General features: G+C 57.8%; 14 protein-coding genes. 9 read left to right on the top strand and 5 right to left on the bottom strand.

Annotated features, from left to right (window positions below):
* The first annotated feature begins 107 nt into the window (after positions 1-107).
* From ACOYIE_RS00865 to ACOYIE_RS00835, 7 genes are all read left to right on the top strand, one after another.
* Positions 108-635: a TRAP transporter small permease gene (locus ACOYIE_RS00865; RefSeq protein ID WP_433409957.1), complete on the top strand. Its 528-nt coding sequence runs from the start codon at positions 108-110 to the stop codon at positions 633-635.
* Positions 635-1,918, top strand: a complete 1,284-nt coding sequence (locus ACOYIE_RS00860) for a TRAP transporter large permease (protein WP_433409955.1) — start codon at positions 635-637, stop codon at positions 1,916-1,918. The genes ACOYIE_RS00865 and ACOYIE_RS00860 overlap by 1 nt, the downstream gene beginning before the upstream one ends.
* A 78-nt stretch (positions 1,919-1,996) precedes the next feature.
* Positions 1,997-3,280, top strand: a complete 1,284-nt coding sequence (locus tag ACOYIE_RS00855) for a lactate racemase domain-containing protein (protein ID WP_433409953.1) — start codon at positions 1,997-1,999, stop codon at positions 3,278-3,280.
* A 26-nt stretch (positions 3,281-3,306) separates the two neighbouring features.
* On the top strand, positions 3,307-4,797 hold the full coding sequence (locus ACOYIE_RS00850; protein WP_433409951.1) for a tagaturonate reductase: 1,491 nt from the start codon (positions 3,307-3,309) through the stop codon (positions 4,795-4,797).
* Positions 4,798-4,808: 11 nt separating this feature from the next.
* Entirely contained in the window at positions 4,809-6,290 is a 1,482-nt protein-coding gene (locus ACOYIE_RS00845) for a UxaA family hydrolase (protein WP_433409950.1), read from the top strand.
* Between the two features lie 31 nt (positions 6,291-6,321).
* Positions 6,322-6,729 carry a hypothetical protein gene (locus ACOYIE_RS00840; protein WP_433409949.1) on the top strand — a complete coding sequence of 136 codons (408 nt, stop codon included), beginning with the start codon at positions 6,322-6,324 and terminating at the stop codon, positions 6,727-6,729.
* A complete protein-coding gene (locus ACOYIE_RS00835) occupies positions 6,726-7,040 on the top strand; it encodes a hypothetical protein (RefSeq protein ID WP_433409947.1) in 315 nt (104 codons plus the stop codon). The genes ACOYIE_RS00840 and ACOYIE_RS00835 overlap by 4 nt, the downstream gene beginning before the upstream one ends.
* 56 nt (positions 7,041-7,096) lie before the next feature.
* On the opposite strand, the gene ACOYIE_RS00830 is transcribed toward ACOYIE_RS00835, so the two are convergent.
* The 4 genes from ACOYIE_RS00830 to ACOYIE_RS00815 form a co-directional block, all read right to left on the bottom strand.
* Positions 7,097-7,702, bottom strand: a complete 606-nt coding sequence (locus tag ACOYIE_RS00830; protein WP_433409945.1) for a VanZ family protein — start codon at positions 7,700-7,702, stop codon at positions 7,097-7,099.
* A gap of 203 nt (positions 7,703-7,905) precedes the next feature.
* Positions 7,906-9,393, bottom strand: coding sequence for an ATP-binding protein (locus tag ACOYIE_RS00825; protein ID WP_433409943.1), 1,488 nt, complete (start codon positions 9,391-9,393; stop codon positions 7,906-7,908).
* A gap of 45 nt (positions 9,394-9,438) precedes the next feature.
* Positions 9,439-10,725: a vWA domain-containing protein gene (locus ACOYIE_RS00820; protein ID WP_433409942.1), complete on the bottom strand. Its 1,287-nt coding sequence runs from the start codon at positions 10,723-10,725 to the stop codon at positions 9,439-9,441.
* Between the two features lie 29 nt (positions 10,726-10,754).
* Positions 10,755-11,720 (bottom strand): leucine-rich repeat protein, encoded by a 966-nt coding sequence (locus ACOYIE_RS00815; protein WP_433409941.1) that lies wholly within the window; start codon positions 11,718-11,720, stop codon positions 10,755-10,757.
* A 130-nt stretch (positions 11,721-11,850) separates the two neighbouring features.
* On the opposite strand from ACOYIE_RS00815, the gene ACOYIE_RS00810 reads away from it, so the two are divergent.
* Entirely contained in the window at positions 11,851-12,066 is a 216-nt protein-coding gene (locus ACOYIE_RS00810; RefSeq protein WP_433409940.1) for a hypothetical protein, read from the top strand.
* A 421-nt stretch (positions 12,067-12,487) separates the two neighbouring features.
* Positions 12,488-13,855: a TrpB-like pyridoxal phosphate-dependent enzyme gene (locus ACOYIE_RS00805; RefSeq protein WP_433409938.1), complete on the top strand. Its 1,368-nt coding sequence runs from the start codon at positions 12,488-12,490 to the stop codon at positions 13,853-13,855.
* A gap of 142 nt (positions 13,856-13,997) precedes the next feature.
* Here the strand turns inward: ACOYIE_RS00805 and ACOYIE_RS00800 are convergent, their stop codons facing one another.
* Positions 13,998-14,945: a TIGR03943 family putative permease subunit gene (locus ACOYIE_RS00800; protein WP_433409936.1), complete on the bottom strand. Its 948-nt coding sequence runs from the start codon at positions 14,943-14,945 to the stop codon at positions 13,998-14,000.
* Positions 14,946-14,958: the final 13 nt, after the last annotated feature.

The following is a 14,958-nucleotide window of genomic DNA, read 5'->3' as shown; positions in this document are numbered from 1 at the left end:
AATTCATGTTACGGAGGGGCGGAACGAGTTTCCGCCCCTCTGCCTCTCTTTGACGTTTTTTAGGCAGGAAAACTGCCGGTATCCAAATAGAAATAGGGGGTTTCCCAATGAAGCAGCAGCAAAACTGGAAAGTATGGCTGTTGAATATTGACGTGGTGATTGCATCCGTTGCAATGTGTCTGCTGGTTGGCGTCACATTCGGCGGCGTTGTCTCCCGCTATATTTTAGGCATGCCCTTCTCCTGGATTGAGGAGGTGCAGGCAGCCCTGATTATATGGGTTATCTTTGGCGCGGCGGGCGCAGCGTTCCGCACGGCCAACCATGCAGCCATTGAAGTTTTTTATGAATTTTTCCCCAAAGCACTGAAAAAAGTAATCAACGTTCTGATTTTGATTGTTACTGTGCTGACGCTGGTATTTTTGGGCTATTTGTCCATTCAGTACATGAATGTATTCGCTGCCAGCGGCCGTACCACGGCGATTCTGCATATTTCGTATATTGCAATTTACTGCATCGTTCCGGTTTCCTGTATCTGGCAGGTGTTCAACTTTATTCTGGTGAACTTCTTCCATTATACGGAGCAGGAAACCATTGAAGCCATTACCGACGAAGAGTTTGAGGAGGCGAAGAAATAATGAATATCATTGGTGTCTCCTGCATTCTTCTGCTGGTTCTGCTGTTCCTGAAGGTGCCGGTATATATTTCAATTCTGGCAGCTTCTGCCGTGTATTTTCTTGGCAATCCGGCGACCAACGCGATGATTTTTGCCCAGCAGACGCTGACCGGCGCACAGGGCCTGTCCCTGCTGGCGATTCCGTTCTTTGTTATGGCCGGCGTATTTATGAACTACACGGGCGTTACCCGCCGTATCATGGACTGCTGCGCCGTGCTGACCTCCCGTATGCCCGGCGGTCTGGCGCAGGTAAATATTCTGCTGTCCACCCTGATGGGCGGCCTGTCGGGCTCCTCGCTGGCGGATGCCGCGATGGAAGCCAAGATGCTGGTTCCTTCGATGGAAGCGCACGGCTTCTCCAAGGCGTTTTCGACCGTTATTACCGCAGCGTCCGGCATGGTTGTGCCGCTGATTCCTCCCGGAACCGGCCTGATCATTTACGCGTGCATCAACAATATCTCGGTTGGCAAGCTGTTTGTCGCCGGTATTGGCCCTGGCGTATTTCTGACCATTACGCTGATGATCTTCACGCATTTCGTATCGAAGAAGCGCGGTTATGAGCCGCTTCGCACCGAAAAGATTCCGGCACGCGAAAAGTGGTTTGCCATTAAGCCTGCCATTCTGCCCATGCTGCTGCCGATCATCATCATCGGCGGCGTGCGCATCGGCGTGTTCACCGCAACGGAAGCCGGTACGGTTGCAATTGTTTACGCACTTGCACTGGGCATCGGCTACAAGGAAATGAACAAGCGCGATTTCGCCAAGGGCTGCAAGGAAACCGTAACGACCACCAGCTCCATCATGCTGATTGTTGCGGCGGCGTCCTGCTTCTCCTGGATTCTGACCAAGGAACAGATTCCGCAGATGTTTGCCAACTGGATGACCAGCGCGATTGACAGCAAATATGTTTTCCTGCTGGTTGTCAACATCTTCCTGATTATTGTCGGCATGTTTGTTGAGGGCAACGCCTCGATGATCGTGCTGGGGCCGCTGCTCCATCCGGTTGCGATGGCGTTCGGCATTGACCCCATCCATTTTGCAATGGTGTATATTTTCAACTGCACCATCGGCGCGTTTACGCCTCCCATGGGCACGCTGATGTTTGTCACCTGCGGTATTACCAAGTGCCCGACAAAGGAGTTTATTAAGGAAGCGATACCGTTCTACGCACTGTTTGCGCTGGATATTATTTTGCTTACTTACTTCCCGCCCCTTTCCACTTTCCTTGTAAATCTGGTATACTAAAAACAAAGCCCGGCACCGCCGTCGCACAAGCGCCGGACAGGCAGCCGGGCTTTGAAAGCATTGAATGGAGGTTCAAATATGAGAGACCGACCTTTGGTTGCGGATTTGGTAAAAGATACCCATATTCCAAAAATGTTCCGTGTGCGCCAGAGCTTTCCGCGCCCGCGCATTGATCCTGCGGATATTCCCGGCATTATTGAAAACCTGCTGAGTGAAGAAAAGTTTGCGTCCCGCGTCAAGCCGGGCATGCGCATTGCCATCACGGCAGGCTCCCGCGGGGTGGCAAATGTTGCGCTGACGACCAAGTGCATCGCAGATTTCTGCAAATCCCGCGGCGCGCACCCCTTTATCGTGCCGGCAATGGGCAGCCATGGCGGCGCCACTGCCGAAGGCCAGCGTGAAATTCTGGCAGGCTACGGTATTGTGGAGGAATACGTCGGCTGCCCGATTATTTCTTCAATGGAGGTCAAGAAGATCGGCGTCAACGAAGAGGGCAAGGACGTCTACATTGATAAAAATGCAGCCGAAGCAGACGGTATCATTCTGGGATGCCGCGTCAAGCCGCATACAGCGTTCCGCGGCCCCTATGAGAGCGGCCTGATGAAGATGATGGCGATTGGCTTGGGCAAACAGCACGGCGCAGAACAGGTGCATGAGGAAGGCTTTAAAAACATGGCCAAAAATGTGCCGCTGTTCGGCCGGTGCATTCTGAAAAATGCGCCGATTCTGTTTGGCGTGCCCACGATTGAAAACGCCTTTGACGAGACCTGCAAAATCACTGCGGTTGCAGCCGAGGATATTGACGCGGTGGAACCGGAACTGCTCAAGGAAGCGTTCAGCTATATGCCGCGCATTCTGGTGGACGAGTGCGATGTGCTTGTGGTGGACCAGATTGGCAAGAACTTCAGCGGCGACGGCATGGACCCCAATATCACGGGTACGTTCTGCTCGGAATATGCGACGGGCGGCATTGTGTCGCAGCGTGTGGCCGTGCTTGACCTGAGCCCGGAGACGCATGGCAACGGCATTGGCCTCGGCTACTCGAGCGCGACGACCAAGCGCGTATTCGACCAGCTGGATCTGGCTTCCATGTATCCCAATGCGATCACCTGCACGGTGCTGGGCGGCGTGCGCATTCCGATTGTGATGGAGAGCGACAGGGAGTGCATTCAGGTCTGCATTAAGAGCTGCAATGAGATTGATAAGACGAATCCGCGCGTTGTGCGCATTCCGAACAGCCTGCACCTGGAGCACATCATGCTGTCTGAATCCTACTGGGAGCAGGCGCAGGCAGACCCGAACCTGACGATTGAATCCGAACCCGAATATCTGCCGTTTGACGAGGACGGAAACTTGTGGTAAATTTGATGTATTGAGGAGGAGCGGCAATGGAAAAACTGAATTATGAAGTGCTGAAAAAATCCGGATATCAGGGTTATTTCCTAGAAAAAGCCCCGGAAAAGATTTTACAGTTTGGCGAAGGCAACTTCTTGAGAGCCTTCGTGGATTACTGGTTTGATATGGCCAACGAAAAGGTGGGCTTCAACGGCAAGGCGGTTTTGGTGCAGCCGATTGAGATGGGCCTGGCAAAGCAGATCAATGAACAGCAGGGCCTTTATACCCTGTATCTGCGCGGCCGCGAAAACGGAGAAAAGGTGGACCGCAAGCGCGTGATTTCCTCGGTTTCCCGCTGCCTGAACCCCTATGAAAAGGCGGATTACGACGCGATGATGCAGGTTGCCGTATCGGATGACCTGGAATACATTGTGTCCAACACCACGGAGGCCGGCATCGTGTACGATCCGGCCTGCCAGAAGGACGACTGCCCGCCGTCTTCCTTCCCCGCCAAGCTGACGCAGGTGCTCTATGCCCGCTTCAAGGCCGGCAAAAAGCCGGTTGTCATCCTCTCCTGCGAGCTGATCGACAACAACGGCAAGGAGCTGGAAAAATGCGTCGGCCAGTACATTGCGCAGTGGGGACTGGAAGCCGAATTCAAGGATTGGTGCGGTGCGTGCACGTTCTGCTCCACGCTGGTGGACCGCATTGTGCCCGGCCGCATCAAGGATGCGGAAGAAGTCAAGCGTCTGAATGAAGAAAACGGCTACCAGGACGACCTGATCGATGTGGGCGAGGTGTTCGGCGTGTGGAACATCGAGGGACCGGCATGGCTGGAAGAGCAGCTGCCGTTCCGGAAATCCGGTCTCAACTGCCCGGTTGTACCCGATGTTACGCCCTATAAGAAGAGAAAGGTGCGTATCCTTAACGGCGCGCACACGGGCTTTACCCTTGGTTCGTACCTTGCGGGCAAGGATATTGTGCGCGAGTGCATGGAGGACGACACCATCCGCAGCTTTATGAACAAGATGCTGTATGAGGAAGTTGTGCCGATTCTGCCGCTCGATCAGGAGGACTGCAAGCAGTTTGCCGCCGCAGTGCAGGACCGTTTCAACAACCCCTTTGTCAACCATGAGCTGATGAGCATTTCGCTCAACTCCACCTCCAAGTGGAAGGCGCGCAACATGCCGAGCTTTTTGGAGTATATTGAGAAGAACGGCAAGCTGCCGGTCTGCCTGACGATGAGCCTTTCGGCGTATATTGCGTTTTATTCCAGCGATGTGCAGGAGCTGACCGACGCAGGCCTGGTCTGCAAGCGGCCGAAGGGCAATACCTACACCTGCTCGGACGACCGTTGGGCGCTGGAGTTTTACTGGAATCATAAGGATGACAGCGCAGCCGACCTGGTACACGCTGTGCTGACCAACCAGCAGATGTGGGACCGTGATCTGTCTCAGATTGCCGGTCTGGAGCAGGCTGTGCTGGACGGTCTGAACAAGATTCGCACCGAAGGCGCGGAGGCGGCGTTTGCCTCCTGCCTGTAAGGGAGAACGGTATGACAAAGTTTATTCGCATAACAGATAAAGACAATGTGGCCGTTGCGCTGCATCCGGTGGCGCAGGGCGAAACGCTGGCGGCCGGCGGCATAACCGTAACGGCGGCTGAGGATATTCCGCAGGGCCATAAAATTGCGCTTGCGCCTATTGCAGAGGGGCAAGCTGTCGTCAAGTACGGCTACCCGATCGGCAGGGCGACGGCGGATATCCAGACCGGCCGCTGGGTGCATACCCATAATATGAAGACCAACCTTTCGGGCGAGGAGGAATACGCCTATGCGCCGGCCTCGCCGCGGCTGGAGCCCGTTGAGCCGGAAACCTTTATGGGTTACCGCCGCCGTGACGGACGCGCGGCCGTGCGCAATGAGATTTGGATTATTCCGACCGTTGGCTGCGTTAACGATGTGGCGAAGAAAATGGTTGCGGACAATCAGGACCTGGTGCGCGGCTCCATTGACGGACTTTACACCTTCGCGCATCCTTACGGATGCTCGCAGACGGGTGCGGACCATGCGCAGACCCGCAAGCTGCTGGCGGCGCTGGCAAAGCATCCGAATGCAGGCGCAGTGCTTGTGCTGAGTCTGGGCTGTGAGAATTTGCAGCATGACCAGTTTGTGGAGGAGCTGGGCGAATACGATGCGGAACGCATCCGTTTTCTGACCTGCCAGGATGTAGAGGATGAGTTTGCTGCGGCCCGCACGCTGCTGGAGCAGTGCGCGGACTATGCCGCGCAGTTCAGCCGCCAGCCGATTCCGGTGAGCGAGCTGGTGATTGGCCTGAAGTGCGGCGGTTCGGACGGCCTTTCCGGCGTGACCGCCAATCCGACCGTCGGCGTGTTCAGCGATATGATGATTGCGCGCGGCGGTTCCACCGTGCTGACCGAAGTGCCGGAAATGTTCGGCGCGGAGGGCATGCTGCTGCCGCGCTGCGAGGACCGCGCGGTGTTCGATAAAGCGGCGCACATGCTCAACGGTTTCAAGGATTATTTCATCAGCCACCATGAAACGGTGTATGAAAACCCCTCGCCCGGCAACAAAAAGGGCGGCATTACCACGCTGGAAGATAAGTCCTGCGGCTGTGTGCAGAAGGGCGGCACGGCACCGATTGTGGACGTGATTGGCTATGGTGAGACGGTGACAAAGCGCGGCCTGACCATGCTGTACGGGCCGGGCAACGATTTGGTATCGGCCACGGCGATGACGGCGGCGGGCGCACATATGGTGCTGTTCACCACAGGACGCGGTACGCCGTTCGGCGCGCCTGCGCCGACCGTGAAAATTGCCAGCAACAGCCAGCTTGCTGCAAGAAAGAGCGGCTGGATTGATTTTGATGCGGGCACGGTGGCAGACGGCGAGCCGATTGCAGACGCGGCAAAGCGCCTGTTTGCACTGGTGCTTGCCATTGCCGGTGGACAGCCGTCCAAAACCGAACTGGCAGGCTTCCGCGATATTGCGATTTTTAAAGACGGCGTAACGCTGTAACCGGATATCGAAATCAAAGGAGGAAAGAATTATGGCATGTTTTCTCGTTCCGACCGCCGAGGCGGTTGTGACAACGATTGCCGCCAAGGTGCTGGAGGCAAAGGAAGAGACGTCCGCACAGGAGCAAACGTCCGCGCCTGCGCGCAGACTGCCGTTTTCGCGCAAGCTCAAGTGGCTGTCCAACCTGCTGTGGGGCGGCTCTGCGCTGCTGGCGTTTGAGCATGTGTGGCACGGCGAAGTGGTTCCCTATTTCCCATTCCTGTCCGCCATGGAAAATCCGGTGGACGCAGCCGCGATGCTGCATGAAATGGCGACCGCCGGCGTGGCGATGGCCCTGCTGGTGACGGCTGTTTGGGCAGCTGCCGTGCTGGTTTATGGTGCGATGGAAAAGCGCGCGCTGCAGCAGGCGCATGCTGCGGAAGAGGGGGAAACGGTATGACGCTGCTGATTACGGTGTTTGCCGCAGTAATCAGCACAGCGGCGTGGTATTTCCGGCTGCCGGATAACCGGCTGAAGCTTGGCACCCTGTGCTGCATGTACTGGGGTGCATCGCTGATGTGGCTGGTGGACGCGGTGTTTGCGTATGCAGAAGAGGGCGCGGCCTACTTTATGCCGGCTGCTGCGGATATGCTGAACGATGCGTTTCTCGGGTTGTCTGCCGTGGCATTTGGGCTGGTGATCTGGCTGGTTATGCTGCTGGCAAAAGACCCCAAAGGCGTCATCCGAACCGCGCTTCTGCGGGAAAAATAAAAAAAGAAAACGGGTATCCGGAAAAGGATACCCGTTCTTTTTTGCACAAGCCGGACTTAAAAATACAGAAGGCTGACAGCGCCCAGCTCATCAAACAGCAGAAACCGGCCAAGAAACAGCAGGGCAACCACCCAGGCGGGAGAAAACGGACAGGCCTGCTGCCGCTCCCGCAAACGCGCCGGCAGCAGACGATACAGCAGCCAGCCAAGCACAGCGCCAAGCGTGTTAAGCAGCAAATCGTCCACATCCGGACGGCGGCTGGTAAAGAGCTGACTGATTTCAATCAGCAGGGAAAACAGCGCACCCGCCGCAGCCGTTCTTCCGATCCTGCGCAGGCGCGGCCAGATGAGCGGCGCCAGCATGCCGAACGGCAGGAGCAGCACAATGTTGAGCAGGTATCCTGCAACGTCAATCCGCCGGGAAAAGGGCAGCAGATTGATGGCGGCAGGGCGCAGCACAAAGCCGCGGCGGAGCAGTTCATACAGTGTGCCTGCGCCGGTGTAATGGAGCGCACCGCACAGATAGACGGCAAACGCCAGCAGCAGAATAAAAGAAAACGCGCCGCGGCAGGCGGGGGATTTGTGCCGCATAGCGCCGTACAGCACGGCAAAGGCAAGCAGCACGGTAAGCAGCTCGTACCCGTTCAGCAGTAATTTGTTCATGGTGATTTTTCCTCCCTTATTGTGCAGTATAGCAGCAAAAACGAAGGAAAACCGGAAGAGAATTCTTAAGATTTGCGAAAGAAGACCCATAAGCAGCGGGCGGGCCTGCCGCGCAGGCAGTCTGGCGCGCACAAGCTGCTTTTGCAGCCGGATGATTGGATGGAAATACAGGGAGCGGCTGAAAAGCCGCTCCCTTTGCCGGATTATTCGTTTTTGGCCTGGTGGATTTCATCCAGCAGCCGACTGTGTGTGTCATCAAAAAGCAGGCGCTTGTTGTGCGCAAAATACGCTTCGCTGCCGAAGTTCTGAATGAACCACGAGGTGAAGAAGTTTGCCGTCAGCTCGGTGGCAAACAGCACCAGCTCCTGGCTGTCTGGAATGGCCGCGCCGAGAAAGGCGAAGGCGTTGGCGATCTGCGTATCGGTTTGTTCGACGGCAGCCGCGCGGGACTGTACATCTTCTGCGAACAGCGCTTTCAGGCAGTCAAACGCCTGCGCGGCAGGAATGCTTTGCTGCCGGAGATGGGTGCGGAACGCTTCCAGCCGTTCGATCTCGCGGGCTGCTGTCAGCAGGGCGTCACGGTCAGTCGAACCGGCGGCGCGGCGGCGTGTGAGCGCTGCCTGCCGGTCGTCCAGCAGGGCATCCAGCGTGGCGCTGCCGTCGCGGATGGCGGTAAGATCGCCGTGCAGGGCATCGGTCAGCGCATCCAGACGGTACAGTTCACGCGCGCCGTCTGCCAGACGGGTCAGCAGCAGGCTGAGCACGCCCAGCTTTTCGTCAAACGGTGCGCCTGCCAGCTCGGAAGCGCGCAAAGGCTCCCATGTGCCGCGCAGCACTTCGTCCACACGGTAAACGCGCTTGTATTTTTCATATAGCTGCAAATAGCCGGCAAAATCGCTTGCCACGCGGGGAAGCTGCAGGTACTGCCCGACAACCTGCCGGTCGACCGGCAGACCGAGCGATTCATATACCTGCATCAGCTCGGACAGGTCCTCCCAGCCGCGCGCGGTGACAAACTGCATACCGTCCGCTGTGGTCTCCACACGGTAAAAATGCTCGCGGCGGATCTCCAGATAGGACAGGATCGCGCCGTGGATGCCGCGCCGGTAGGCGTATTCCTTCCAGACGGCAAAATCCTCCTCCACATCAATGCGCTTAACGCGGTCGAGCGTGACGACATCAAATTCGCGCACGGACTTATTGTACTCCGGCGGATTGCCGGCAGCTACGACCACCCATCCGGCGGGAAGCTGTTGGTTGCCGAAGGTTTTGCACTGTAAAAATTGCAGCATCATCGGGGTAAGGGTTTCCGAAATGCAGTTAATCTCGTCGAGGAACAGGATGCCCTCCTGAACACCGGTGCGGGCGATCTCGCGGTGGACCGAGGCGATGATCTCACTCATGGTGTAGGAGGTAACGGCGTATTCCTGCCCGTCAAAGGTCTGGTGGTCGATATAGGGCAGGCCGAGCGCGGATTGGCGGGTGTGGTGGGTCAGCGTATAGGCGACCAGCCCCACGCCGGTCTCCTCGGCGATCTGCTCCATGATCTGCGTTTTGCCGATGCCCGGCGGGCCCATCAGCAGAATCGGGCGCTGCCGGATGGGCGGGATGCGGTAAACACCGAAGGCATCCCGCGCAAAATAGGCGCGCAGGGTGTTTTTAATCTCGTTTTTGGCTCGTTTGATATTCATATGGCTGTTGCTCCTTGTATGGGTTGGAAAGCGGGGGATGACCGGTTACGGCATGGTCAGCTCTTCCTCCCGCAGCACGGCGCGGATGCCCCACGGCGGTACCTGATCCGGGTAAGCCTGTCCCTCCAGCATGAGGAAGGCCGCATCGTACCGGGGACGCCGGCTGGGGTAGATACCCAGCCCGTCGGTAAAATACAGCAGGCCGCGTAGCCGGTGGAATGCGCCTTCGGCGATCAGCCGGTCAACATGCGCGAAAACCGGACGAAAATCGGTTGCGGACTGGCCGATCAGCTCGAACTGCGCCATATAGTCGGCCAGTTCGCGTGCATTGGTGATGCGTTTGTCCGAGCGGAGCTGGTCATCGCACTGCAAAATGCGCAGGTTGATGTGACGGAAAAAGCTCTCGCGGTCCTGCAACAGTGTGTAGGTGTAGGACAGAAAGCTGCGCACCAGCTCGCCCGAGGTGGACATGGAGGTATCGATTGCAATGACAAGATCCTCGATTTTGCGGGTCTCGCGCGTTTCGAGCGGTTCGATCAGCGGCATGTTGCCGAAATGCCGCAGACCATAGGCATAGTAGCCGTAATCAAAAGCGTCCGCATCAATGGCAACCTCTTCCCGCAGGGCAGTGAAGCGGCGCAGAAAGGCGCGGTAATCAACCGTGCCGCGGGTGGAAACTGCAAGCTGTTCGCGCACGGCTTCCCCGCCTGCCGCCTGATTGGAAAAAACGGTCTCCATAGCGGTTTGGGTGCGCTCGGCGCGGCGCTGCCACTGCTTTTCCTGTTCGTCATCGCCCTCTTCGGGCCACAGGGCGTGGTCGTCCACGGCGAATACACGCGCCAGCGCAGCGCAGTCGTAGCTGCTCAGGCGGTCGCGCCGGAATTGGCGGTAGACCGCTTCGGCAGTCAGCACAGGAAGCGCTTCGCGCAGACGGCGGTACAGGTTTTGCCGCCGCACCGAGGGATGCCCGGCGGCAAGGCAGCGGTAGTCGAGTGCATCTATGATGCTTTCAACTGCTACATCGCACGCCAGATCCCACAGGGCGCGGTCGCGTCCGTGCGCTTTGGCCGGATGGCGCAGCAGACAGTGGAATACCGTGTGCAGGTAGGCGCGGTTGACATTCGTCCGGCCGCGTTCATACTGCTGGGCAAGCCATGCGCCGCTGTAATACAGGTGATTGAGGTCGGTTGCCAGCGTAGGGGTATCGTATCCTTCTGTGATGGCAAGCGAGGAAACCGCCGCATCCAGAAAGGGCAGGCTCATATACAGTTCGGTGCGGGCGGAAAACAGGATCTCCCGCCCGATGCGGCTCCATTGTTCGGATTGGGGCATGGGAAAACACCTCCTTGCAGGCTGGGTGGTTACAGGTCAAAGGATTTTGCCCGCCCGGCAGCCTGTTTGCCGCCGTTTGCAGCCAGCAGCACGGAGAGCGCAGCGGTCTGTCCGCCGGCACGGGCAGCGTTGCACGCGGCGGCGACGGCCGGTGCGTCCAGCACGCCGAGCGACAGCAGAAAATGCAGCGCAGCACTGTCGCCCGCAGCGGCCCGCTCGCAGGCGAAGGCGCGGCCGTGTGCGCGCAGGCAGGTCAGATATGCTTCGCGCGCCGCATCGCTCAGCGCGTAGGGCTGCGCCAGGCGGCGAACCGCGACACGGACGGCTGCGGCAAAATCGTGCCGCTCCAGCAGCTCGGACAGGGCGCGGTCATATTCGGCAAAGCGCAGCCTGCCGTCCGCAAAGCACTGGCGGTAATAGTAGCCCGCTCCGTGAATGCGGCGCTGGAAGATATGCGCGGGGGAAAGGTCTTCCAGCTCCTCCGAATAGGCAGGGAAGATGAGGCGCGCGCTGTGTTCGAAAGATACGTCGATCTCGGCGGCGGTTTCGCCGAGCAGTTTGGGCAGGCAGGTGGATGCGTCCGGGGCGGCGCACAGCGCAATGGTGCGCAGGGCGCGGCAGTTCATCAGCAGTCCGCCGCCGATTGCGGTGAGCGCGGCGGGGAGCGTCAGTCCCTCCAGCCGCCGGCAGTTGTAAAAAGCGTAGCTGCCGATGCTGCGCACACCGGCAGGCAGGATGCACTGCCGCACCGCGTCCGCATTGTGTACCGGCGCGGGACCGCCGCAGGTCACACGAACCGGAAAGCAGGCCTGTCCGGTCAGGTCGGGGGCGCGTTCGGAAAGCGCATAGGCGCTGAGCGCCGTCACCGGATAACCGTCAATCTCTGCGGGCAGGCGCACGGTATCGTCCTGCGTTTCGCAGCGCAGGATGGTGATGCCGTCCTGTGTGGATTGGCAGGTCAGCAGCAGTTCATTTTCGCCTTCGATGATGCGCATGGCGCACCGTCCTTTCCTCGGATTTTCTGTTCGGCTTTGATTATAGCACAGCGGACCGTACACAGCAAGAAGGTTGACACGTTCTCGTACACTATGCTATACTGAAAACAGGATAAAAGGAGGGAAAATTATGCAGAGTTGTCTTTTTACGTTCGTTTTGTGCCTGGTGCCGAGCGCATGGCTGATCTATTTCTGTCAGGATTTTTCCGTCGAGCGGGGATTTGTGCTGTATACGCTGTGCCTTGCGGCGCTGCTGACCAGCATCGTCCGCCTGTGGCTGCATAACCTGGAGTTGGAAAAACGGGTACATGCGCTTGAGCAGAAAGAAAACTGTGAGAAAAAATGAAGATAAATTTATTAAAATTTTCTCAAATTATGGTTGACAAAGCGGGAAAATGAGAATATACTGTGTCCATACCGAAAAACCAATGACGAAGACGAGTAGCAGGGAAACCAAACCTTTCAGAGAGCCACGGGCGGTGAAATCGCGGCAGGCAAGGCCCCGGTGAATGGACTTTATCAGGGCAAGGCGAAAGGGATGATATCCCGAGTATCTGCGACGGGGACTCCGCCCGTTATCAGGGGAGCGTACACTGTCGGATGTGCGAAAGTGAGCGGGCGCATTTTTGCGTCAACTTGGGTGGTACCGCAAGAGTATTGTACTCCTGTCCCATGTGTGTTTTACACAGGGGACGGGAGTTTTTTTGTATCCCCGTTCCGGCGCGTCAACTGTCAACCCACCAATATGAAAAAGGAGAGAACCCATCATGGCAAAAATTCCGCACAGACTGTACCTGACCGAAGACCAGATGCCGCGCCGGTGGTACAACCTGCGGGCTGATATGAAGGAACAGCCCGCCCCGCTGATTCATCCCGGCACGCATGAGCCGCTGCCGACCGAGGCGCTGTATCCCATTTTCTGCGAAAAGCTGGCCCAGCAGGAAACCGACAGCACCACCCGCTATTTTGATATCCCCGAGCCGGTGCTCGATATGTATAAGCTGTACCGTCCCTCGCCGCTCTGCCGCGCGTACAATCTGGAAAAGGCGCTCGGCACCCCCGCAAAGATCTATTATAAGTTTGAGGGCAATAATACATCGGGCAGCCACAAACTCAATTCGGCCATCGCGCAGGCGTACTATGCCAGGGAGCAGGGACTCAAGGGCCTGACGACCGAGACGGGCGCAGGCCAGTGGGGCACGGCACTGTCCGAAGCGTGCGCGTATTTCGGGCTGGATCTCAAGGTGTTTATGGTTAAGGTGTCCTATGAGCAGAAGCCCTACCGCAAGGCGGTCATGCAGACTTTTGGGGCGGATGTGACGCCCTCGCCGTCGGATACAACCGAGGCGGGACGCGCCATCCTTGCACATGACCCGACAACCGGCGGCTCGCTCGGCTGCGCGATCTCCGAAGCGGTGGAAATGGCCGCCACGCATGAGGGCTACCGCTATGTGCTGGGTTCGGTGCTCAATCAGGTGCTGCTGCACCAGTCGATCATCGGGCTGGAAAGCAAGCAGGCAATGGAGCTGCTGGACGAATATCCGGATATTGTCATCGGCTGTGCGGGCGGCGGCTCCAATCTGGGCGGGCTGATCGCACCGTTTATGCAGGATAAGCTGCTGGGACGCGCGGACCCGCGCATCATCGCGGTCGAACCGGCCTCCTGCCCGTCGTTTACCCGCGGCAGGTATGCGTATGATTTCTGCGACACCGGCCACGTCACCCCGCTGGCGCGGATGTACACGCTGGGCAACGGCTTTATGCCCGCGCCCAACCACGCGGGCGGCCTGCGTTACCACGGTATGAGCCCGATTCTTTCCAAGCTGTACCACGATGGGTATATGGAGGCGGTTTCGGTTAAACAGACCGATGTATTTGAGGCTGCGGTGCAGTTCGCCAAGGTTGAAACCATCTTGCCTGCACCCGAATCCTCGCACGCCATCCGCTGCGCGATTGACGAAGCGCTTCGCTGCAAGCAGACGGGCGAGGCCAAGACCATCCTGTTCGGTCTGACGGGCACAGGGTATTTTGATATGGCGGCATACGAGGCGTATCACAACGGACGGATGCGCAATCATGTGCCGACTGACGCGGAGCTGGCAGAGGGCTTTGCCACACTTCCTGCGCTGGACTGAGCAAAGCCGCAGGCAGTTCGTGCGGAAGCGGCAGCACACAGAGAAGCGTTTACAGAAGAGAAAAGACCGTGTATTCCTGCCGGGATACACGGTCTTTTTGTGTGAAAGGACGCAGCGGGTTGGCTGCATGCAGGCGCAGGGCTTACCGGTTGAAGTAAACCAAGTCGTCTGCGGGCTTTTCGGCGGGCACAACCTCAATAGCGTGCAGCACAGGCCCTTCGCCGCGGTATTCCGGCAGTTCCTCAACGGTAATGGATGCGGTCACACGCACCCAGTCGCGCATTTTCAGCTGGCCGGCGGCCGGATAGCGGCATACGAAACCGAGAAAGCTGATGTCCTCCGCGCAGCATACCATGCCGAACCGGCCGGGCACGAAAGAGCCGGCAGGGACGTTGCTTCCGTTATAGACCTGCGCCAGAAAACGGACGGTCTTGCCGCGGTATTTCTCCGGCTCGCTGGTTGCGTCCAGATACCACAGACCATAATCCTCCGCGCCGATGTCGATCACATCGGCGTCGATATCAAACGGCAGCGGCAGATGGCGGGCATAATCCTCGGAATTGCCGTCCACATCGTCCAGATAAATGGTGGCGCGCGGATTCATTGCGTTGATGCTCTTGTCATACAGCATCTGTTTGAGTTCATCCGTACAGCGGTTGAAGACCACAAGATCGGCAGTGGAAATGTGCTCGAACATCATGGGGCCAAGGTTTTGCGAATATAATGCAAAGGTGCCGGCGTCAACCGTGGTGACGATTTGACAGAGCTCCCAGCGGGCCGGAAATGCGTTTACTGCCGTTTCCAGGCTCCACATGCCGTTCAGTTCGATCAGAATGCGGTCGGGCCTACATTTCTGCTCCAGCCGCTTGAGCACGTTGGGGGTCAGACGCTTGGGGTCGTCTATGACCTCCAGAACGGTGCGGTATTGTTTCAGCTCGTCCTCGTCAAACTCCTCAATGCCTTCTTCGCACTGAATGAGCAGGGAAATCTCGTCTTCGGTAAAATTGGGGTCGGAAAGAATTTCACGGATAAAGCTGGTTTTTCCGCTTTCCAGAAAGCCGGTGAAAACATATACGGGAATACGCTCCATAACAGGGCCTCCC

This window comes from Agathobaculum sp., from assembly GCF_050946325.1.
In the GTDB taxonomy this organism is placed as follows: Bacteria; Bacillota; Clostridia; order Oscillospirales; family Butyricicoccaceae; genus Agathobaculum.
The sequence above is the reverse complement of the archived record's forward strand: the minus strand, read 5'-3'. Positions and strand labels throughout refer to the sequence as shown.